The 21,515-nt window shown below is 42.1% G+C and carries 18 protein-coding genes; 8 read left to right on the top strand and 10 right to left on the bottom strand.

From position 1 onward, the window contains the following. Positions 1-528: PAP/fibrillin family protein (locus tag I8748_RS00425; RefSeq protein WP_198122748.1), on the bottom strand; the 528-nt coding region annotated here is incomplete at its 3' end. 247 nt (positions 529-775) lie between these two features. Between I8748_RS00425 and I8748_RS00430 the strand changes: the two genes are divergently transcribed. Together I8748_RS00430 and mraY are read left to right on the top strand one after the other, a co-directional pair. Then, positions 776-1,015, top strand: coding sequence for a DUF3134 domain-containing protein (locus I8748_RS00430; protein WP_096552300.1), 240 nt, complete (start codon positions 776-778; stop codon positions 1,013-1,015). Positions 1,016-1,095: 80 nt separating this feature from the next. Then, positions 1,096-2,199: a phospho-N-acetylmuramoyl-pentapeptide-transferase gene (mraY, locus tag I8748_RS00435; protein ID WP_198122749.1), complete on the top strand. Its 1,104-nt coding sequence runs from the start codon at positions 1,096-1,098 to the stop codon at positions 2,197-2,199. A gap of 213 nt (positions 2,200-2,412) precedes the next feature. Here the strand turns inward: mraY and I8748_RS00440 are convergent, their stop codons facing one another. The 3 genes from I8748_RS00440 to dtd form a co-directional block, all read right to left on the bottom strand. Then, positions 2,413-2,925: a MogA/MoaB family molybdenum cofactor biosynthesis protein gene (locus I8748_RS00440; protein ID WP_198122750.1), complete on the bottom strand. Its 513-nt coding sequence runs from the start codon at positions 2,923-2,925 to the stop codon at positions 2,413-2,415. Positions 2,926-2,987: 62 nt separating this feature from the next. Next, positions 2,988-3,329, bottom strand: coding sequence for a photosystem II reaction center protein Psb28 (gene psb28, locus I8748_RS00445; protein WP_198122751.1), 342 nt, complete (start codon positions 3,327-3,329; stop codon positions 2,988-2,990). A gap of 105 nt (positions 3,330-3,434) precedes the next feature. Beyond that, positions 3,435-3,887 carry a D-aminoacyl-tRNA deacylase gene (gene dtd, locus I8748_RS00450; RefSeq protein ID WP_198122752.1) on the bottom strand — a complete coding sequence of 151 codons (453 nt, stop codon included), beginning with the start codon at positions 3,885-3,887 and terminating at the stop codon, positions 3,435-3,437. Between the two features lie 519 nt (positions 3,888-4,406). Between dtd and I8748_RS00455 the strand changes: the two genes are divergently transcribed. Together I8748_RS00455 and I8748_RS00460 are read left to right on the top strand one after the other, a co-directional pair. Further along, positions 4,407-5,402: a protochlorophyllide reductase gene (locus I8748_RS00455; protein ID WP_198122753.1), complete on the top strand. Its 996-nt coding sequence runs from the start codon at positions 4,407-4,409 to the stop codon at positions 5,400-5,402. A 252-nt stretch (positions 5,403-5,654) separates the two neighbouring features. Continuing rightward, on the top strand, positions 5,655-6,272 hold the full coding sequence (locus tag I8748_RS00460) for a TMEM165/GDT1 family protein (RefSeq protein WP_198122754.1): 618 nt from the start codon (positions 5,655-5,657) through the stop codon (positions 6,270-6,272). Between the two features lie 119 nt (positions 6,273-6,391). On the opposite strand, the gene I8748_RS00465 is transcribed toward I8748_RS00460, so the two are convergent. Beyond that, positions 6,392-7,282 (bottom strand): tetratricopeptide repeat protein, encoded by an 891-nt coding sequence (locus I8748_RS00465; protein WP_198122755.1) that lies wholly within the window; start codon positions 7,280-7,282, stop codon positions 6,392-6,394. 604 nt (positions 7,283-7,886) lie between these two features. Here I8748_RS00465 and I8748_RS00470 point away from each other — a divergent pair. Beyond that, entirely contained in the window at positions 7,887-8,885 is a 999-nt protein-coding gene (locus I8748_RS00470) for a hypothetical protein (RefSeq protein ID WP_198122756.1), read from the top strand. 124 nt (positions 8,886-9,009) lie between these two features. Here the strand turns inward: I8748_RS00470 and I8748_RS00475 are convergent, their stop codons facing one another. Beyond that, the gene (locus I8748_RS00475) at positions 9,010-10,179 is read right to left on the bottom strand and encodes a homocysteine biosynthesis protein (protein WP_198122757.1); all 1,170 of its coding nucleotides are present in this window, start codon (positions 10,177-10,179) and stop codon (positions 9,010-9,012) included. Positions 10,180-10,409: 230 nt separating this feature from the next. Here I8748_RS00475 and I8748_RS00480 point away from each other — a divergent pair, with 230 nt between their 5' ends. Then, the gene (locus I8748_RS00480; protein WP_198122758.1) at positions 10,410-10,625 is read left to right on the top strand and encodes a hypothetical protein; all 216 of its coding nucleotides are present in this window, start codon (positions 10,410-10,412) and stop codon (positions 10,623-10,625) included. Positions 10,626-12,024: 1,399 nt separating this feature from the next. Here the strand turns inward: I8748_RS00480 and I8748_RS00485 are convergent. Continuing rightward, complete coding sequence (locus I8748_RS00485; protein WP_096558278.1) at positions 12,025-12,318, bottom strand: hypothetical protein; 294 nt, start codon at positions 12,316-12,318, stop codon at positions 12,025-12,027. Positions 12,319-13,687: 1,369 nt separating this feature from the next. On the opposite strand from I8748_RS00485, the gene I8748_RS00490 reads away from it, so the two are divergent. Beyond that, complete coding sequence (locus tag I8748_RS00490) at positions 13,688-14,548, top strand: GGDEF domain-containing protein (protein WP_198122759.1); 861 nt, start codon at positions 13,688-13,690, stop codon at positions 14,546-14,548. Positions 14,549-14,853: 305 nt separating this feature from the next. Here I8748_RS00490 and I8748_RS00495 read toward each other — a convergent pair whose 3' ends face one another. Beyond that, complete coding sequence (locus I8748_RS00495; RefSeq protein ID WP_318781170.1) at positions 14,854-16,785, bottom strand: S9 family peptidase; 1,932 nt, start codon at positions 16,783-16,785, stop codon at positions 14,854-14,856. Between the two features lie 312 nt (positions 16,786-17,097). Between I8748_RS00495 and I8748_RS00500 the strand changes: the two genes are divergently transcribed. Beyond that, positions 17,098-19,566, top strand: a complete 2,469-nt coding sequence (locus I8748_RS00500; protein WP_198122760.1) for a lipoxygenase family protein — start codon at positions 17,098-17,100, stop codon at positions 19,564-19,566. Between the two features lie 92 nt (positions 19,567-19,658). On the opposite strand, the gene I8748_RS00505 is transcribed toward I8748_RS00500, so the two are convergent. After that, positions 19,659-20,390 (bottom strand): 2OG-Fe(II) oxygenase, encoded by a 732-nt coding sequence (locus tag I8748_RS00505; protein WP_198122761.1) that lies wholly within the window; start codon positions 20,388-20,390, stop codon positions 19,659-19,661. Continuing rightward, entirely contained in the window at positions 20,387-21,478 is a 1,092-nt protein-coding gene (gene ada, locus I8748_RS00510; RefSeq protein ID WP_198122762.1) for a bifunctional DNA-binding transcriptional regulator/O6-methylguanine-DNA methyltransferase Ada, read from the bottom strand. Before ada ends, I8748_RS00505 begins: the two co-directional genes overlap by 4 nt. Between the last annotated feature and the right edge of the window lie 37 nt (positions 21,479-21,515).

Here is a 21,515-nt window from a genome sequence, read left to right on the forward strand (position 1 = left end):
GCTATCTAGATAAGTGATGTCCAACCAGCCTTGTTGTGTATCACTTTGTATGGGAAAATCAATCGCCATAAATTTATTACCAGTTTCTATTTGCTGGATAAAGTTTTCTGGAGAACTATACCCTATCAAGCTTTTTAAGCCTACAATAGAGCGCTCAAATTTAACTTGGACACGACGACCGGAAACTGGTTCAAACTTGGCAGCTACACTAATTAATCCTTCGAGATACGGTAAGCCATAAATCTCAGCTATGTTATATACGCTGGTAGTCTCTACCCTTATACACTGATATATTTGACCAAGTTTATAAAAAGGTATGCGATCTAAGTTTAAAAGAGCTTTACTTGTGGTATAAAGTAATCGCCAATTGCCATTAAGCAAGTCATTGGCTTCCACCGGACGCGGTGTTGGGTTGAAATCTTCTAAACGAGCGATCGCTGATAAAATAGCCTGTTTCTGCTGTTCGCTGGCTAGTAACCCGCGATTTGTACCCGCGATCGCTTCGATTAAAATAGCTTTTCCTATCATCGCCCTTTACCTCCAAAATCATCAGGTTTGCATCCACCATTCAGCGGAAATTCATCTCCCATGTCTCAGTCCGTACAAATGACTAAAAATCTATCCCTAGTTGCTTTACCACTATTGAATAAAATATTTTTGACAGATTGCGGATTTATCAAGCCGCGAGTTGAATGTATGAATAACTAAATTACCGCGTGTCAAGTGATAGACTTCTTAATGTCTAGTTACATGAATTTTATTGTGTATTTGTCGTATGTTAAATTCTCCCTTGCGTGAAGAACCCCGCAACCAACGAGCCGCTGTAATTCCATTAAAGCAAGAAACTTCTTTGTTGGACTGGTTGCAAACCACCGGTCGTCTGATAGCGCGTGATGTTCACGAACCTGATTTTTCTGATGAAGAAGAAGAAATATCAGAGTTTTTGGGTGGAGAAGACGGAATTGGCGATCTTGATTATGACGACGATGATGATATCGGCATAGCCGAAGACTAGCCTGTTGTGGCTACGACTTGGTGATATCTATCGTCCCTGCTATTCAATATTTGTTAAGTGTGGAGTGAAGGGAAACATCTGTGGACGCTAAATTATCTCCTAACCAAGGATTAAACTTTTCTGGTATCGGTCTAGCTTCTTGTTTAGCCGCTGGGCTAAGTGTAGCAGCATTGGTTTTCGATTGGATGGGCAATAGATGGCCTTGGCAAGGTATGTCTCTCACCTTGCCACTGTTGTTGTCGGCGGTATTATCTGCTGCTATAGGCTACGTAGTAATACCGTTACTACAAGCACTCAAAACTGGTCAAATAATCCGTGAAGATGGGCCTCAAGCGCATTTAAAAAAAGCAGGTACCCCAACAATGGGCGGTATATTTTTTGTACCTGTAGCTGTAATTATTGCCTGTGTAGCATCTAATTTTAATAAAGAAGTACTTGCTGTCTGTGGTTTAACACTCAGCTATGGGTTGATTGGCTGGCTCGATGATTGGCAGATTCTCCGCCGCAAGTCGAACAAAGGCATATCCCCCCGGATGAAACTGACTTTGCAAATCGGTTTTGCAGCAGTTTTTTGTCTGTGGCTGATGTTTAATCAACCAGCTAATATCACAAATATTGCTTTGCCTTGGGTGGGCTTTGCACTACCTTTGGGGTTCCTATTCTGGCCTTTAGCTGGATTTGTGCTAGTGGCAGAAAGTAATGCTACTAATTTAACTGATGGCATTGATGGCTTGGCAGCCGGAACTGTAGCGATCGCTTTATTAGCATTAGGTGTATTGATTGCGCCTGTTTCACCAGGATTGATGGTTTTCTGTGCTGCTTTAAGTGGTGGTTGCTTGGGTTTCTTAGCTCATAACCGTAACCCAGCCCGTGTTTTTATGGGTGACACTGGTTCTTTAGCTTTGGGCGGTGCTTTAGCTGCTGTAGCATTGCTGACTAACAGCTTAGTAGCACTGTTTATTCTTAGTGGTATCTTCTTCGTAGAAACCCTTTCTGTAATGGCTCAAGTAAGTTATTACAAAGCCACCAAAGGCCCCGATGGCAAAGGCAAGCGCTTGTTTAGAATGGCTCCTTTACATCATCATTTAGAACTAACCGGTTGGTCAGAATTGCAAGTAGTTGCGGTATTTTATATTATCGGCGCTTTTCTAGCTGCAATTTGTTTAGCGATCGCTCCATTCTAAAAATTGTTGAAAAACTAACTTAAGAAAAAGAACTCTCGATGTTTTGGGGGTTCTTTTTTATTTAAATATCACAGGACTTACGCATAGGTAACGGAAAATCGTAGACACGAAGTGGCTTGCCGCAGGCTACCACAGAGGCGCAGGGTACACGGGGAAATAAGAGTTTGATAGTTTTTTTGCGTAAGTCCTATATCAATCTTTGGCTTACCTGACTCAACCGCCCCTTTTCCGCATTTGACTTACCAAGTGAGCGAGTTCTGGCAAAATCAGTTTTTCCATTCCCAGCCGTACCGCATTGCTAGAACCGGGAAGGGAGAAGATTAATTTATTTTGATAAATACCGGCCACAGCACGAGAAGCGATCGCTCGTGAACCAATTTCTTGATAACTTAAAAATCGAAACAATTCTCCAAATCCTGGCAAAATCTTTTCTAGCAATTTCTCAATGGCATCGTAGGTAGTATCTCTGGGTGCAATGCCAGTGCCACCATTGAAAATCACAGCGTCTAAATTGGGATTTTGCCCCAACAATTCTATTTGTTGTTGAATTTGGGTTGGTTCATCTTTAATAATTGTGTAGGCTCCTACAGCATAATTAGCACCAACAAGTAATTGCTGGATGATTTGACCACTCTTATCTGTTTCGGGAGAACGTGTATCGCTAACAGTAACAACGGCACAAGTTACTGTAATTCCAGGCGAGTCTGGGTGAGGTTGTTGTGTCATACTTTGGTTATTTGTCAGTGTCAGTTGTTTGATACAACTGACAACTGACTACTAACTACTGACTACTTACCAGATTTCGTAAATCCTAGACCGTTTTCTTCGGCATACCGTTCCATGAAGCGCATAAACCGCTCCCATTCCTCTATAGATTTCATTATGTGAACTGCTTCTAATCCTTCCGGTTGACCGTTGATAAATTTAGCTTTAACTTCGCGGGTAACTATTTCCCCTTCTTCGTCAATTAAATACATCCCTGTGATGTCTTCGGTGGTGCCTTGGTCTAAAATCTGAGGTTTTGTAAAAATAAACGTGGCTGTTCCCTGACCGCCATCGCGCGATCGCGTCAACTTTACGTCTGGTATTACTTCTTCGTCAAGACCTCTAGAAAACTGGATTTTCGCCATGATCAATGAATTTAAAGTTTTGTAATGGTTAGTTTAATATTCTCTCATTATTTAGAACTCACCAGTCTAGTGGCTACTTATATTCTCTATCTTCAACCTTGAGGCTTAACTTGCTTCGCGTTCGAGTAACAAAGTTACTGGGCCATCGTTCTCAATTGCGACTTGCATCATTGCACCAAATTTACCTGTTTCTACATGCAAACCGCTACTTCGTAGCTTGACAACAAAGCTGTTATACAAATCTTCCGCTAATTGGGGAGCAGCTGAACGATCAAAGGAAGGGCGGCGACCTTTGCGACAATCGCCGTAAAGGGTGAACTGGCTAATTACCAACAACTCACCACCAATTTCTTGCACAGATTTTTGCCACTTGTCCTTCCCTTGTTCATCGGGAAACAGCCGCAATTCCAAACACTTACGCGCCATCCAGTCGAGTTCAACCTCTGTATCGGTATCAGCAATACCTACAAGTAAGTTGAGTCCCCGTCCAATTTTGCCGATGATTTCACTCTCTACGGTGACTTGTGATGATTTAACTCGCTGGATGATAACACGCATAAGAGGTTAGATGTGAGAAATGCGATCGCCCTTGGGGATGTTGGTTGTTTGAAAAGGTTAGCTTGCCTTTTTCTCTGCTATCTAGGTGATTTTATAGTTAAATAATTTACTTATTAAACTGTAGAGTCGCAGAGAACACAGAGCATAGTTCACAAACTATTTGAGATTGCTGTAGTAGCTTTATACGGTGTTTTTAGTATTCGCATTATTTATACATTCGCACAATTTAGGCATATTTACTAATAATTTCAATACAGATAAAATCGAAATTTGCCAATAGAATCCTTTCCTAGCGTGTGTCCATACGAACTACTAGAAGTGACAAATGATCAGTATCTATCTGATTAGAGCTTTGCCCCCACATCTGGACTTAACATTTCGTAAAAACTGGCTATAACAATTAATATATTTAGCTATTTATTACCAAGTGTTAAACTCAAGTTTACAAAAATATTGGTACAACAACGTGATGTAAGATCCTGAAGATAGGAAAAGGCGATTAACAGAGTTTGAATTGAAATGGCACAGGATCGGAAGTCAACGGTTGTAATCACAGGTGCCTCCTCTGGGGTAGGTTTGTATGCTGCGAAAGCATTTGCTAACAGAGGATGGCATGTAGTCATGGCTTGTCGGGATTTGGCAAAGGCACAAAAAGCTGCTCAAGATTTGGGAATACCCCAGAACAGCTACACCATTATGCTTATTGACCTCGGTTCCTTGGACAGTGTGCGACGGTTTGTGAATAACTTCAGGGCCACTGGCAAATCCTTGGATGCATTGGTCTGCAACGCTGCAATTTATATGCCTTTAATCAAAGAGCCATTACGCAGCCCAGAAGGTTATGAGTTAACCATGACCACTAATCACCTTGGTCATTTCTTGTTGTGTAATTTGATGCTGGATGATTTGAAAAAGTCTCCTGCTGCGGATCGGCGACTGGTGATTTTGGGAACTGTCACCCATAACCCAGATGAATTAGGTGGTAAGATTCCGCCGCGTCCAGACTTGGGCGATTTGGAAGGTTTTGCAGCTGGCTTTAAACCACCGATTTCGATGATTGATGGAAAGAAGTTTGAACCCGTCAAAGCTTACAAAGATAGTAAAGTCTGCAATGTGCTGACGATGCGCGAACTGCATCGCCGCTATCACGAATCAACTGGTATCACCTTCACTTCTCTGTATCCGGGATGTGTGGCAGAAACACCTTTATTCCGCAACCACTATCCTCTGTTCCAGAAACTCTTCCCCTTGTTCCAAAAGCACATCACTGGGGGATATGTGTCTCAAGAACTCGCAGGAGAAAGAGTTGCAGCGGTAGTCATCGATCCAGAATACAAGCAATCTGGCGCTTATTGGAGTTGGGGAAATCGTCAGAAAAAAGATGGTAAATCCTTTGTGCAAAAAGTTTCTCCCCAAGCTCGTGATGATGCTAAAGCTGGACGCTTGTGGGAACTGAGTGAACAGTTGGTTGGACTTGCATCACCAAAGGCTGAAAAACTGTTGACAGTTGACTGATGACTTGACTCCTACTAGAGATAGATGTACAATTTTTATCGAATAGAAGGGGAGTAGCTACTGGCAAAGAATATCAAAGCCAGTTAACCTGAATCAACATGCTGGCGATGAGCCTGGTTTAGGTGACAAATAATTAAGATTTGGTAGCGAGACCTTCACTGAGTTCACACAGAAAAAGTGTGAAGCTCGGTGAGGTCTTTTGGTTCTCATTGAGCTTCACATCAGTAGATGATTCTTCAGGAGCTTGAGAGAGTGTTAACGGCTTTTACCGCAGGTTTACTACTAATTACAGTTTCAGAATTAGGGGATAAAACATTTTTTATCGCTATGATTTTAGCGATGCATCACTCCCGACGGTTGGTGTTCGCTGGTGTGATAGCTGCTTTAGCTGCTATGACGATACTTTCGGTCTTACTGGGACAAACAGTGTCTTTGTTGCCAAAAATTTATATTTACTACGCCGAAATAGTTTTGTTTATTGCCTTTGGTATCAAGCTGTTGTATCAAGCTAAGAAGATGCCAGCTGCTTATGATATGGAAGTTGTAGAAGAGGCAAAAGCAGCAGTTAAACAGGCAGATTTGCAACTACCAAAGCGAAAAAGTTACTGGGCAATTTTAACAGAAGCCTTTGTTTTGACATTTATGGCCGAGTGGGGCGATCGCACCCAAATTGCTACCATTGCTCTAGCAGCAGGAAATAATCCCATTGGGGTGACTGTAGGTGCTATTTTAGGCCATGCCATTTGTGCTGCGATCGCTGTTATCGGTGGCAAAATGATTGCCGGGCGCATTTCTGAACGTCAACTCACCTTCGCTGGTGGATGCCTATTTCTAATTTTTGGTGTAGTTGCAGCTATCGAAGGAGCGTGAGGGAGATGGGGGGGATGAGGAGATAGGGAGATGGGGGGATAGGGGAATGAGGAAAAATTTATTGCAAGTCCTCCCCTGCACCCCTGCACCCCTGCACCCTTGCACCCCTGCTCAAAAACTCACGGCTGCGAACTACTTTCAGGTGTCGCCGATGCAGCAGGAGTTGGAATAGGAGAAGCGGCTGCTGCTTTGTTAATTTCGTCTTTATACTTAGCAGGAGCTAAAGCCACAGCACTATCAAACAAAGGTTTTGCCTCTGTAATTTTTCCTTGTTGCTTTAATAACATCGCTTTTGCTAAAACGGGACGAAAATCCTTGGGATCTTTATTAATTGCTTGGTCAAATACTGAAATAGCTTGAGGGTAGCGTTTCTGTGAGGCGTGAACATTACCTAGTAACACCTGCACAGCTACTGTATCCACACTTCCAGGCTGAATTGTATTTGCTTGGGTTGCATTCTGGAGTGTTTCTTGTAGCAAGCCAATAGCTGCTTCTGGGCGTTGCTGGTCTATCAAAAGAGCCACCATTCCCCGCAAAGCATTTAAGTCACCTGGCTTTGTGGTTAAAATAGAGCGATAAGCTTGGGCAGCGCCTTCTTTATCACCAATTTGTTGTTTGGCTTGAGCTAGCAGCACAGCATATTGTGTTTCTTCAGGATTGAGCTTGGCTAGCTTTTCTAGGGGTTCAATTGCCTGTTGAATGTCAGATGCTGTAATCTCTCCTTTTCCTTTTTGACGCAGTAATGTTAACCGTGCTTTAAACAAGCCTTTGAGGGCAGTTTGATTTTCTGGTTCCCTTTGCAAAACCAGTTCATAACCCCGTACTTCGTCTTCCAATTTTGTTTTTTCCTCCGAGGAAGCTAAGCTACCTCTGGGGCTGGGATTATTCTGGTTTGTAGATGGTGTATTATTAAATGCTCCAATGATGGGAACTACTGAAACTCCCACAAAAGCAAGAATTGCCACTACCAAAATTACCTGAACTATCCAGCGGTTGCGTGGTTGAGACACAGTTTTATACTTCTCCAGAACTCTAATGACCGAAGAAAGAATGAAGTATGAAGGATAAGGTATAAAAAATTCAAAGTTTTATACTTTGTGCTTCATTGAATCAGGAATACAAGCAAGCGGATTGATCCGTGGTGAAGAAGATTAATGTACAGCTTCTTTTTTCAAGCTTAGATTTACCTGTTAGTAGTACTTCATCTTACTCTACCGGAAGCCGCCCTTGAGAGCGTCTACATACTTTATACTTTATCCTTGGTTGACATTATCATTTACATAAATCACAAAGTTAAAAATTTCCAAAACTTTGCGGAATACCGCCAATTGTCTGTGAATTTTATAACAAATAACTATTTATGCTACTCAAGTAATTGATGACTTTAGGAGGAGCCGTCAAAATAGTAGCTATGATATGCTTCCGAAACTAGTATAAAAGCGCTAAATTACAGGTTTAGTCTATAAACTTGAATTTAGCGTTTTGCAAATTGCGTAGGGCGCTCTAGTGTGAGTTTGTAGAAAGCTAATATACTTTCATCAGCCGCACAACGCTCTTTTCAGCTGCCTTTGTTAAATCCCACAATGGGATGTGTCTCCGCCGCAAGGAGTTTTTATGAATTCCGACCTGATGCCTTCGCCTGAATCCTCCAACCAACCTCAAACCAATACAGAGCCAGCCGCTAATGTTCAGACAGTAGCAGTCCAGGCTCCTAAAGTTGACAATTCGCCTGTTAACTCTAGCGAGACTACCTCTAATGGAAATCTAGCCAATCGGCAACAGCCGATTCCACCTCCGAGTGAACCAATGCAGTACCGCGCGATCGGATTAGTCCGAGGTCGCTACCATGCTAGCAGCGAACAATTTACTCAAGGTACTTTGCTGACCGCAGATGGCGTACAACTGAACGCCGTGCTACTCGGTCGAATTATGAGCTTAGTAAAGAATCATTTAGACCTAGAAAGAGATCATCTGTGGGTAGTTTATCCACGCACAAGGCAAGAGAATGACGCCTTACACCTCCAAATTGTAGGCGTTTGGGAGCCAGAAAATCTGGCTAAACAGCCAACAGAAGAAGTTCAGCAAGATTCGGGGTCACAAGAGTCGCAGACACCCGATGATGATTTAACTGAGAACCATGAAGAAAGTTTAAGCAACTTCGCACCCTCATCTGAGATTCCAGATGGTGGTTTTTCTGTTCGTGGCGAGGTAGTTTACCAGTCTTTTGACGCTAAAAGTTTAGTGGTCAAAATTAAGCAGGCTGCGCGCAAACCAACTGAGAAACCCAAGTATTTTAAGTTGAAATTGCAGGGTGTGTTGACCACAAAAGCAGTGGGTAAGTTCTGGGACTTCCAAGTCAAGCGAGAAGCTGACGTATTGGTAGTAGAACATGCTGAAGTGATAGCTGATTTGCCCAAAAAACGCAGACCACCATTCAAAGGTGGGCCTCGCGGTGGAATGAGAAAACCATTTCCTCCCAGACGCAGTAGTGGGGAAACGCCACGTCCAATTAAGAAAACAAGCGCCAGTAGCGAACCCTCTGTAGTGTCAAAACCGATACCTAAAACACCCGCTCCCAAGCCGATTAAACGACCAAAGCCTACGCAAGAGTAGGGAATGGGTAATGGGGAATGGGGAATGGCGAATGGGAATGGGGAATGGGGAAATTACTTCTACCTTATCTTCCCCTGCTCCCCTGCTCCCCTGCTCCCCTGCTCCCCCTGCTCCCTTGCTCTTCTCAAAAATCCGTCCAGCGGTCTTGGGGTAGAAACGATCGCTCTACAGGAATCGGAGAAACTGGTTCTGTGAGGGTAAAAGTGCCTGCTTCAATCCACTGTTTTAACTCTAGGGCGATTTGTCGAGAATAAAACATACTGGCAAGGGGAGCAACCCGGACAGTTTTACCCTCAATGGTGACACGCCCAGATTTAAGTTGGGCGTAACTCACCAACCCAAAGGTGGGACGGACGCGCCGAGGAATAGAAAAGTCCACTATTGGCGCTACCAAGTCTTTGTCTTGAACTGCACAGCGTTCAATTACTTCTTGATTTAATACCGGTAGTGGGACACCTACGCCTAACATCAAGGAAGGCCCATAACTTTTAAAGTAACAACCCCGCACCCAACGAGCATCCATTTGTTTAGCATCACCAATTAAAGCTAAAGTCGCAGCTGGCCCAATGGGTGTACGATTAGCTAAGCGCTTTTGTAAAGGGAAATGCTGAGTGCCTTCCCAAGCAACATAACCAATACCACCGCCTAAGAAAATCCTTGTACCAATGCCAATTAGTTGCAAATCGGGGTCATTGAGTAGGGGAGAAACAGCACCGGGATTTGAGTAAACTGCATTTCCTAAACGCGGTTGTAATGGGCCTAGATAAGTAAAAAGTGGGCGATCGCCTCCATTTACCCCCACAATAAAATTTTGATAGAGATTGCGCGGATTGAATAAATAAAACTGATTTATCGTGTTGGAAGTAACTGTTGTTTCAAAAGTTGCCCGTGGATAGCAGTCTGTTACTTGTCCTAGGGCCCTTACGTGTACAGGTTTGCCTGCTATCAAATCTTCTATCACATGACCACCGCCGCGTTCCCGGACTTCTTCTCCATCCATTACATCCACTGCACAACTAGCACCCAAGTATAAATCTACAGCGCCAAAACCACTATATGCCGGAACACCATCTATCCAGCATCGACGAATTTTGATTGGAGGGTCAGTGTGTCCAAGATTAATAATTGCACCACTTGATTCCATCGGCTCAAAAGTGCCAGTAGTAATCACATCAACTTCTTTAGCAACTTTGGTAGCACCGACTTCTGCAACTCGTGCTTTTAATTCTTCAACCGTTAGTACTACTGCACGTTGGCGGTTAATTTTTTCGTTAATTTCTGCAATTGTTCGCATTTTAAATGTAGCGGACTATGCCTTTGTTTGATTTTTTTGGTTACTTTTTCTGTTGAGAAATTATCTAATTTCTTTATCATTCAGACTGTAGTAAGCAGTTTATCTTAAATTATCTAACTTTGCTTCACTGATTCAGTAATCAAAAGCCTAACCCTTTCCCTATAAAGCTATTTTCTAGTCATATCTTTTTTAAGATTGCTCTCAGCCGATGAAAAAATTAGTATTAGTTCATGAAATGGTATGAGCAGGCGACAGAAGTAAACAATTACGGCATAGTTGACAAAAATAACAGAAGATGGTCACTATTACGTATGGCGTGGTGCATTCACCAGAGGCGATCGCTAGCTACAATCATGGATAGCTTCAATCTGGGCATAGAACTTTCACCACACCCAGCTTTGGATATCCTGAGTCAAGTATTTTGCTATTCTTTCACCACGAAATAAGTAGTCAGCAGTTTTAGTGATTTGAATTTTGATAAAACGCTATACACAAGTAAACACTAAAGAGATAGGCTACTGCGAGGATGCAAATAGTTAAGATAAAATCAAAATCGCTCATAATATTATAAAGTCTTTGTTGATTGTATGTAATTAATTTTGCAGAGCAAGTCAGAGTTCAAGAGTTACATCATAATTAAAGTTGATACTCAAACGCACTGACACGAAGAACTGCCCAACCTTTTGTAATCAGGTGAAGCCGAAGAGAGAAGCGTAGAGTTTTTAATTATAAGTAATTAGCTGAACTTGATATCAAAAGCCAATGCAAGTAAAAAGGTAAACACCAAAAATTTAAATACCTCTTCAGAAACACTCGTTCAAAGGCTTATATAATCGAGCTTTTTTCTTAAAAGTGTTTCTTTGATTTGTAGCGAAGAGATTTAATATTTTTGAATTTTGAACCCAGCTGCAAAGGCTGTTGGAAAAGTTCTAGTCCTTCAGCCAAGGTACTATTTGTAGAGGCAATTCATGAATTACTTCTACAGTGTACCAAAATCAATTGCAAGTCGCTATAACTTTGATTTTTAAGTTTAATCTAGGTTTTTTACTGTGAGGTTATTTTATTCATATTGCATCACAAAAACTAAATATATAACTGGATAATGGGCTTGCAAATTAAAATTTGTCAGCCTTGAATTGAGCATCCAAATCATGGAATGCAGAAAAAATAAATTTACGTCCAAAAGCTTGGACTATGCTCAAGTTAATTCGGTCACTAAATCATCTATAAAACTTCAGATTTAGGGAATAGTCTATACACAACTAGCCCTAGAAGCTTTTTACCAAAGATTGACCTTATAAACAGAAGCAGATGTAGACCGCCTCAATTCTGCTGAGGTAGATAGTTAGTCAGCCGTGATGAATCAGCACTTGGCAAATTTTTGACCAGCTTTTCAACAAAGCCTGCTAACGCTGCTAAATTTTAGACCATTGCCATGTGGAGTAGCAATAACCAGTTAGCTAGCATTTTTTAGCCTTATACATGCACGCGATCGCTACGTTTGTCTATCTACTATAACTCTATGCTAGAGCAAAGTGGCAAAAATAAATAAAAAATTTTGTCTACGAACAGATGAGCTAGAAGACTGTGTAAAATATACTTAGATACTAAAGCTTAGCAGGTAACGAAAGATAATACCAACTGTATTTCGGATTTGAGATTCAAATTGTCAAAGAATTAATATATCAGCCTTTGAGTGCTGTAAACCTATTTAAATAGGTAGTGGGGAGCTACGAGTTATTTCTGCCTCATCTCTATGGCAGTTGCTACAACAAACAGCTAATGCGGTGAAGCATCTGTTCATCCCCCTCATCTTTCCTGCTGCTTTGCTCCCCTGCTCTCTAACTAATTTTCTGGCTCTTGATGAAAATTACCAGCGCTTTTATCTGTTTCTTGTAGTCGTGACATAAACACGTCTGGTTTTCTGCTGACAACAGACTTAACTTTGTCAACAGCAATTATTTCACTGATTTTGACAATCATTTCCCACAGGGTATCCTCCTCTGTCTCTTTGTTGTAAGTTCTGTGTTTAAACCACAACAAATCATCCCAAACCCCGATAACTGTGGCAAAGTACCACTTATCTCTTATTAGTATCCAGATTTCTTGTTCCAAGTAGGTCTGTAGAATAGATTTCACAATGACTGAGAAAATAAAAAAACGTTGTGTTACATACTACACAAGTATCAAACTATAATGCTTCAGGTAAAATACGGAATTAATCACTACAATATGAACGATTGATTGACATCTAACTAAAGTATGATTTAATTATAAAATTGAGGGGTGATTTTGAGCTAAAACCCTGATTGTGGAGTACTTTTACTCTTTAAGCAAATACTTCCGCAGTATCTCTTAAATAACGATAGCTTTCCACTCAAAGGTATAAACTATATCTTCAGCTGCGAATTGGGCATTGAGAATTGGCAAAAATTTATTATCTATTCCTCATAGCTGATGCCCTTATATATGTTTGCACTTGCAGAGCCAGCAATTACTTCTGATGAGCAAATTCTTTCAACAAACACAGAAAGTAGGGAGTAGGGGAAGAAAGTGTTTGTTTCATTCGTAGCGGGTGGTACGCAGCCTGTGCAGCTTCTCATTCAAAGACGCGCTTTGCGTAACTTGCTTCCCCGTAAGATAGAGGAACGTAGCAGTTCACCAACCCAAATTGCCAGGTGGAGGCCCGCAGAGGAGCAGGGGAGCAGAGGAGCAGAGGAGAGGCTTATACAAGTTCTTTCCCTTCTGCCAACCGCCATGCAAAGTTTACTTGGCAAACAAGTAGGATAGAACGGGTGACGCTAGCAAGCTCGCTACCGCTGCGGAGATCAGCAGTTCTTAATGTGGAAAACCTCCATTACTGATATCTTACACCTCTAAGTACAACCACAAGTAAAGTAAAAAAATGTGCGATAAAACTACTTCATTTTTATGGTTTTTTATTGCTAAATTAATGGTTTTGCTTTTTTACTGAGTAATAAAATTACATCAATTTTTATTGGTGCAAGATGTGAGCCTCCCACGGGCGCGATTAATGCTCCCGCAAAATATGAAAAAAGCACATTTTTATGATATTTCTCAAAGTCTTACTGTATAACGGTTCTAAAATGTGCTAGTTAAGAGATTAGAAACTGCCTCACAAAAGACACCAAGACACAAAGAATTTTCATTGTTTCTGGTGTACAGAGTTCATGAAGACTACTACTTATTTAAGATTTGCCCACAAATTGCTCGCAGGGTTACTTGACTTACCAATTTTTTACTACTGAGTTTGTATTCAAAGTTTTCACTACAAGACTACTCGACGAATTTTAAATAATATTTAGCTATCCTAATTTTGGTATCATATCTAGACAATGTTGTCGGTTGAGTGTGTAAGCCCCCAACAATACTGACTTGAACATTGACAACGTAAACAAGATGTGGTTCGGTGAAAAAAAGCTTAAACTGAGTGTATTCAGCACTCACAAGTAACTGCACATAATGGTGCAGTTAAATTGAGGGGAATATGTATTTAATCAAAATATTAGATGCACAACCAAAATCATTATCATTCTTACTAAGTATCTGTCTTGCTAGCATAATAGGTTTAATTGATTACTACATACCCTCAGACATTTCTGTATCAATTTTTTATTTATTTCCTGTTGGTATTGCTACATGGTTAGCAGGTAATTGTACTGGATTGCTAATATCAATTATCTGTTCAATTACATGGTTTATGGTCAACCCAAGAGCAGCAAGTTATTATTCACACTTTTTAGTACCTTACTGGAACACAATTGTCAATTTAGCTTTTTTCTTATTTACTAACTATTTGTTATCAGAACTGAAATCCACATTAAAAAATCTAGAAAAACTTGCTCGAACTGATGCTTTAACTGGATTAACAAACCGGATGTTTTTTCTCGATTTAGCAAAACATGAAATTAACAAGGCTGTCAGACATCAAGAAACTTTGACATTTGCTTACATAGATATTGACAATTTTAAACAAGTAAACGATCAATTTGGCCATAGTGTTGGTGATCAACTTTTGTGTTTAGTCGCTGATGTTGCTAAAAGTACACTTCGTAAAATTGACATAATCGCCAGAATTGGTGGTGATGAATTTGCTATTTTGTTGCCACGAACTAGCTACGAATCAGCAGAAGTAGTACTTCATAGAGTCCAAAGACTTCTTTTAGCCTCGATGAAGCAACAAGGTTTTTCGGTAACTTTTAGTATTGGTGCTATTACTTTTAATGAACCTCCAGACTCAGTTAGCGACATGATAGAAAAAGCAGATTCTTTAATGTATTTTGCCAAAAAACAAGGAAAAAACATGTTGCAGCACGAATCATCAGTCAGTTTGCAGGATGCTAGTTAGCAGTAGGGAGCAGGGGAACTCGGGGCCCCCACGACCGGAGGGAGTGGGGATTAGGGGTAACGGGGGAGCAAAGGAGCAGGGGAGCGGAGGAGATAAGGGCGATGAGGAAGATGATTCTTTACTCCTGTCTCCTTGCTGCCTTCTGCCTTCTGACAACTGATATTATGTCCGCCTAATTACTTACGATATGTCATTGCGAGTGGAACGAAGCAATCGCAAGGACTTTGGGATTGCTTCACTTTGTTCGCAATTGACTTCTGTTTAACCGGACATGATATGACAACTGACCACTGACAACTGACAACTTACAGATTTTCAATTACTACTGGTTCGATTGGTTCAGCAAGTTCAAAGTTGAAAATACGTGAATAGAAGTAGAGTTCTGCTTCTAATGAGCGTTTGATGTTTTGGGCTTGGCGAAAGCCATGCTGTTCACCTGCAAAGGGAACATAAGCCACAGGCACACCTTTAGCTCTCATGGCTGTTACCATTGCTTCAGTTTGGTTGGGTGGGACTACCCGGTCTTCTAGTCCCTGAAAGAAAATTACTGGACAGGCGAGACGGTCGGTAAAATTGATTGGCGATCGCTCTTGATAAATTTGACGCTGTTGTGGATAAGCACCAATCAACCCATCCAAGTACCGGGATTCAAACTTGTGTGTATCCCGTGCTAAAGCTTCTAAATCACTAACTCCATAGTAACTAGCCCCTGCTTTGAAAGTATTTCGGAAAGTTAAAGCACAAAGCGTTGTATAACCACCAGCACTCCCGCCAGAAATTGTCAAGCGATCGCCGTCTACTTTCCCTTGTTCCACCAAGTAACGCGCACCAGACACACAATCATCTACATCGACGATTCCCCACTGACCATTTAATCGTTGGCGATACTCCCGTCCATAGCCTGTGCTACCACCGTAATTCACATCCAGAACCGCTATCCCTCGGCTAGTCCAATACTGAATGCTAAAACTCAAGCTACTAGAAGTTGCTGCTGTTGGGCCGCCGTGGCTTTTGACGATTAAAGGAGGTTTTTCACCCTCAGGGGCGATGTAATCATGGTTTTTTGGTGGGTAAAACAGTGCATAGGCTGTCTTACCGTCCGCTGTGGGGTATTCAATTGGCTGGGGTAGGGCAAGATAACCAGCATCAATTGTCACATCACTAGCGCTGCGTAGTACTTCTAACGTGCCATTAGTCAAGTTTAGTTGTGCGATCGCTCTTAACTCTGTAGGAGAACTTCCCACAAACACTACCTTTCCTGCGGCTGCATGGACAGAACTAATATCTGTATAAGGTGTTGCTAGTGCTTCTAGTTGTTTAGTTGTGGTGTCAAGACTAGCTAAATACCAACTGCCTTGTTGGGTGTAAGTGCAAATTATCCGGTTAGCCGACTCGAAAGCATAAGTAGATGTACTTAAAACCCATTGAGAAAGACCAAATTCTGCTTTCATTTCGGTCAGTGATTCTATATCCCCATTTTCCCAGCGATATATATTCCACCAACCTGTGCGGTCAGAAATAAAGTACAGTTTGCCATCCGGTGACCACTCTGGCTGAAAGATAGATTCATCTAAACCGCCTGCAACTTGTTGAGTATTTCCTAACGAACCATCGGCTTTCAGTTCGCCTACCCAGAGTTGCGTGCCATCCCACGGCATATTAGGATGATTCCAAGTTAGCCAAGCCAAGCGAGATCCATCAGGACTGAGGCGAGGCGAGGCATAAAAGTCGTTTCCCGATACTAACTTTTGAACTTGACTATCTTTCTCTAGCCCGATGCTAACTACTGTATTGACGGCTTCACGCTCTGCAACTGTATGATCTTCGCATACACAAATAATTCGCTGACGTTGACGGTCAAATACATAGTCTGCATAGCGTATAGCTGCTTCAGGTGTAATAGCTTGCGGCTCACTACCAACATCCTGACGATAGAGGCGCTGGTCAGTAAAATTACTAAAGTAAACAGTACCATCAACTACTAAAAAAGAACTGCCGCCATATTCATGGACACGAGTACGCACGTTGAAGGGAGTAGGTATAACATCCTGAATTTGATGATTTGCAGTTTGTCGCACCACTACAGTTCTACCTAACTCTGACGGTCGTAACTCGCTCCAGTAAATATCTTCGCCATCAAGAGCAATCTGTCCCAATCCTATAGTACGTGCAGTCATTAAGTCTGTGGTGATAGGCGATCGCCAAGACCCGTAAGATGCTACCTCTGGTTTGATCACGCGCTATACAACTCCCCGATTTCAAAAATTAAGGTATCTACTAAAAGACAATTACAGCAGAATTCGGGAGTTAAGACATTAATCCTCTCGGCAGACAGTAATTTTTAACTTGGGTAAATACTTGTGTAGCATCCTTACGTTCCCAGGAATCCTCAGTTTTAGTTGCGTATCATGAAGTATGCGACTCAGTAATACTGAGCCTGCATATAGTGCCTGATTGACTTGTACAATCGGGAATTTTTATGTGATTCTACTGCTAGCATTGTGTGTTTAGCAGCATTTTTTACTTTTAAATTTAGGTGACAGCAAGATATGGCTAACGAAATTCAAAACCCGGTTGACCATCTCATTGGTGATCCGAGAGTCCGGGATATTGAGCCAAAGTTTTCTAAAATTATTTCTGATATTGCGCGGGTTTTTGGTCAGATGGCCCAACTGAAGGGAAGACGGGCAACCCATTCCTTTGGAACCGTGGCAAAAGGGGTACTTGAGGTTGTCAAGCAACCGGATATTCCACCCCATCGCCTATTGGAAGCAGGAAAAAAATTCCCAGTTCTCTTGCGCCATGCCAACATTAAGGGGTTCCGGGATGATGCAATTTTAGACGGACGTGGAGCAACCCTACGCATTCTCAATGGCCCAGCCGATGCCCCCATCACCGCCCTCGACTTGCATACACCTATTTTAGATGTATTAATGAGTACAGGGCGTTGTTTTATTTTACCTGATGCCGCTTCGTTTTCTCGTTGGGTGGCTAGTTCGCTGCAAGACCGAGGCAAATTGCTGGTGGAGTTTCCCAAGATTACACCCATATTTGCAGAAATTATCCGTAATCCCGACTCTTACACCAAACTGCACTATTATTCTGAAACTACATATTTATTTGTAGGGCTTGATGGTCAACAATATTACTTGCGTTACCGCTTGATCAATAGCGATCGCTCGGCGGATACTGGCTTTATTAACTCGGCTGACTTGCGGCTACCTCTTGATTACCTGCCTCGTTTGGAAAATGACACTAGACCAGAAACCTATCTGCAAAATGACTATCAGCAGAGAGTGAAGAATGGCGGAGTCAAGTATATTTTACAGTTCCAATTACGTGCAGTTTCAGACAATCAAGCAGCCAACGAAGAAGCAAAAGATTGTACTATACCTTGGGATGAAACCCAGTATCCTTGCAAAGATGTAGCAGTGATTTCTTTAACTGAAATCGTACCCAGTGAACTAGCCGAACCCTTAGAATTTAACCCATATCATGCTCCTGCTGATTTATCGTTGATTCTGGCTCACTCTATTAATGAAACTGCTTCGCTGAATCATTTGCGATCGGTTGTCTATCAAATCTCGGCTAATATGCGTAAGTTCCAGCAACCGAGTGCTGAACTCGTAGACTGGGGCATCAAGGGCAATCAACCAGATCCGAAACAAGTTTACACCTACTACGGACAGATAGGTCAAGATATCCCACGCTATGATTTTCGCCGTCCTTTACCCGACCGAGTAAAACCGAAGCCGCGTTACATAGCTAACTTTGGGCTGCATCTTTTCCCCGCCAGACCCTTTGGAACCATCCCCATGTTGGGTATCGTCGGTGTTGCGGAAACAATGCAAGCATTAGGACAAACTCCTCCTCAATGGATGCCGGCTAACCTCACCCGTACACGTCCTGATAAGTATGAAGATCAGTTTTTTGTGGAACGCCGCCTCAACGGCTTCAACCCAGGCAAATTTAACCAAGTGCATACCTTTGAGGCTTGGCAATATACTATCCGCTACGATTGTCGCAAGTATAAAGTAGAAGAAGCAGGTATTTTACCCGCAGAAATCGAGGCACGCTTTAAGTTTGAAGATCATAATTTACACTTGCACTCGATTAAATTTATTCTCAATGGCAAAACAGAGACTCATAAGCCTGGTGATGCAGACTGGGAGTGGTCAAAGCGGTTATTTCGGACTGCTGAGTTCGTCTTTCAGGAAATTCAATCTCACCTGGGGCGTACTCACATGAATTTGGATCAGTATGCAATGGCGTACTATCGCAATGTGGTTAACAACCCGATTCGCTTGCTGTTAGAACCTCACTTTGACGGTCTACTCAACATCAATAGTTTAGGTGCAGCACTGATTCTTGGTGATACAGGCTTCATTCCCGAAGCTTCATCTTTAAGCCCGCAGGAAGTAGACATAGTACTCAAAGATGAAATTAGTCGCCTTTCCTACCGCAACTGGAGTCCTCATATTCAGGCATTAAAAGATGAAGTCCAGAATAACCACTTCGATAGAGCAGCATTGAGTGTATGGGAAGCCATAGAAGAATATGTGTCAGAATTCTTCCAGCAACAAGAAGCGGGTATAAAAGCTTACTGGTCAGAAATTGAGGGCATGTCTGGGGATTTAGTTAGCCATTCAGTTCTGGGACAGAAATCTCAGTCATTAGCGATCGCTAATATTAACGACCTCAAGCAGTTATGTATTTATGTAATTTACCTTTCTTCGTTTTTCCATTCTTGGGTGAATAACAAACAGTATGATGACGGAGGCGATCCAGCCTATGCCAGCATTGGTCTTTGGGACGGACACCATCCTCAATACAACCCCATCACTGTAGCTGAAAAACACGCTAAACAAGTCACCCTACTGTGGACACTCTCTAGTGTGCGTTATAACCCTGTAATGGAAGTCGGCCCCTCCGCCTTGAAGGATCGGCTTTGGAAACGCCGAAAACTCATACAGCCTGGAATACCTGTAGAATCAATCATGATGAGTACTAATATTTAATTGTGTTGATAGGGGGCACAGCTAGCTGTGTCCCCCTACTGCCGTTAATATCATTAAAGAAAACCAAGTTCTTAATTTTGGATCAAGTCGAACTAAGTTGCATCATGAAAAATTATCCCTAAACAGTAGCGTTGACCCGAATGGATTTGACTGACGCCATGTTTGAGATTCACCCGATAGAACCCTCGTGTGCCTTGAACCGGGCGATGGCTCACCGCAAAAATTACAGCTTCTCCACGATGTAATGGTGCAACATGGACTCTTGATTGTGTTCTTGGTTTTTGCTCCACTAACACAAACTCTCCACCCACAAAGTCTTCCCCAGGCTCACTGAGAAGTATTGCCATTTGTAGTGGAAATGTTAATTCACCGTACAAATCTTGATGTAAACAGTTGAAATCACCCGATTCATATTTGAGTAACAGTGGCGTTGGTCGCACTTGCTTAGCACGATGGCAAGTTTCGAGAAACTTTTCTAGAGTATTGGCGAACCTGAACACATTACCCAATTCTTGATTCCATGTATTTGCTACTGACAACAGATAAGGATAGACCGTCTCCCGTAACGATTGAACGATCACTGGTAGTGGGTAGGCAAAGTACTGGTACTCTCCCTGTCCAAAACGATATTGCTCCATCTTGACATGACTGCGGAACTGAGCGCGATCACCATAAAGGTTAATAATCTGATGGCACTCTTGAAGATTGAGAATTTGCCCAGTCTTGGCAAATCCTTGAAAGTACAAAGTTTGCAGAATCTTTTCCCAATCTAGGGCTTCGATCCGTTCGGGAAAAGATGGGGTGTCGATGGAAGAACACATCATTGTGAATTAGAAAATTGAGTAACAGTTTGTGCAGCTTCACGTTCTAGTAAGGCACGTTTGCGATCGCATCCCCAGCGGTAGCCTTTTAAAGTATTGTCACTGCCAACCACACGATGACAGGGAATAGCAATAGCAAGCTGATTGGTTGCACAAGCACGAGCCACCGCACGAACTGCTTTAGGATTACCAATCTGCTGAGCGATCTGGGCGTAGCTAGCGGTACTACCAGGTGGAATGTCTTGGAGTGTTCTCCAAACACGCTGCTGAAAGGCAGTTCCTTGAATGTCAAGGGGGAGATTCAGCCCTTGCTGAGGCATCTCTATAAAGGCAATAACCTGTTCAATCCAATCCTCAAAAGTTGAGTCGCTTTCACTCAATTGGGCATTGGGAAATTGGTTTTGTAACTGCTCAATCAAAACTTCTTCAATATCACCCAAGTGAATTGCACAAATTCCTTTGGTTGTTGCTGCAACTAAAACCCAACCCAACCACGATCGCTTAACGGCAAACTGAATCTCAATGCCATCTGCACCTTGCTGATATTTAGTAGGTGTCATCCCTAACATCATTGTTGATTTATCGTAAAAACTGCTACTTGTCTCAAACCCCGCATTATAAATTGCCTCAGTTACAGAGCTTCCCTGTTGTAGTTCTTCACGAATTCGCTTTCCTCGATGGACATTGGCATACTCTTTGGGTGTAACACCAACCATTTTCTTAAACAAGCGATGAAAGTGATACTGGCTGAGTCCTGCTATCTTAGCCATGTTCTGAAGAGATAAAGGTTTTTGGGATTGCTCAATGAGTTTGCAGATGTGAGCGATCGTTTCTATTTGTTGGTGATTAGGTGAAAGGGCATGAGGTTGACATCGCTTACAGGGACGAAATCCTGCCTTTTCAGCATGAGCGCAACATTCAAAGAATACAACATTGTTTTGCTTTGGCAGACGTGATGGACAAGTTGGGCGACAGTACACTCCAGTAGTTTGAACTGCATATATAAACCCACCATCAGCCTGTGGATTGCGTTGTACCAGTGCCTCCCAACGCTGAGCATCCGTTGAAAATGATGAAACTAGGGTACTCATAATCGCTCGCTCTGTTCATTCTGCTTAAAATAGTATG

It is taken from the genome of Amazonocrinis nigriterrae CENA67 (genome assembly GCF_016056305.1).
Classification (GTDB): domain Bacteria; phylum Cyanobacteriota; class Cyanobacteriia; order Cyanobacteriales; family Nostocaceae; genus Amazonocrinis; species Amazonocrinis nigriterrae.

Excerpts from the sequence above, each read along its gene's own strand:
- I8748_RS00430 (WP_096552300.1), top strand. The coding sequence starts at position 776 with ATGTTAAATTCTCCCTTGCGTGAAGAACCCCGCAACCAACGAGCCGCT.
- I8748_RS00440 (WP_198122750.1), bottom strand. The coding sequence starts at position 2,925 with ATGACACAACAACCTCACCCAGACTCGCCTGGAATTACAGTAACTTGT.
- psb28 (WP_198122751.1), bottom strand. The coding sequence starts at position 3,329 with ATGGCGAAAATCCAGTTTTCTAGAGGTCTTGACGAAGAAGTAATACCA.
- dtd (WP_198122752.1), bottom strand. The coding sequence starts at position 3,887 with ATGCGTGTTATCATCCAGCGAGTTAAATCATCACAAGTCACCGTAGAG.
- I8748_RS00455 (WP_198122753.1), top strand. The coding sequence starts at position 4,407 with ATGGCACAGGATCGGAAGTCAACGGTTGTAATCACAGGTGCCTCCTCT.
- I8748_RS00470 (WP_198122756.1), top strand. The coding sequence starts at position 7,887 with ATGAATTCCGACCTGATGCCTTCGCCTGAATCCTCCAACCAACCTCAA.
- I8748_RS00475 (WP_198122757.1), bottom strand. The coding sequence starts at position 10,179 with ATGCGAACAATTGCAGAAATTAACGAAAAAATTAACCGCCAACGTGCA.
- I8748_RS00480 (WP_198122758.1), top strand. The coding sequence starts at position 10,410 with ATGAAATGGTATGAGCAGGCGACAGAAGTAAACAATTACGGCATAGTT.
- I8748_RS00490 (WP_198122759.1), top strand. The coding sequence starts at position 13,688 with ATGTATTTAATCAAAATATTAGATGCACAACCAAAATCATTATCATTC.
- I8748_RS00500 (WP_198122760.1), top strand. The coding sequence starts at position 17,098 with ATGGCTAACGAAATTCAAAACCCGGTTGACCATCTCATTGGTGATCCG.
- I8748_RS00505 (WP_198122761.1), bottom strand. The coding sequence starts at position 20,390 with ATGATGTGTTCTTCCATCGACACCCCATCTTTTCCCGAACGGATCGAA.
- ada (WP_198122762.1), bottom strand. The coding sequence starts at position 21,478 with ATGAGTACCCTAGTTTCATCATTTTCAACGGATGCTCAGCGTTGGGAG.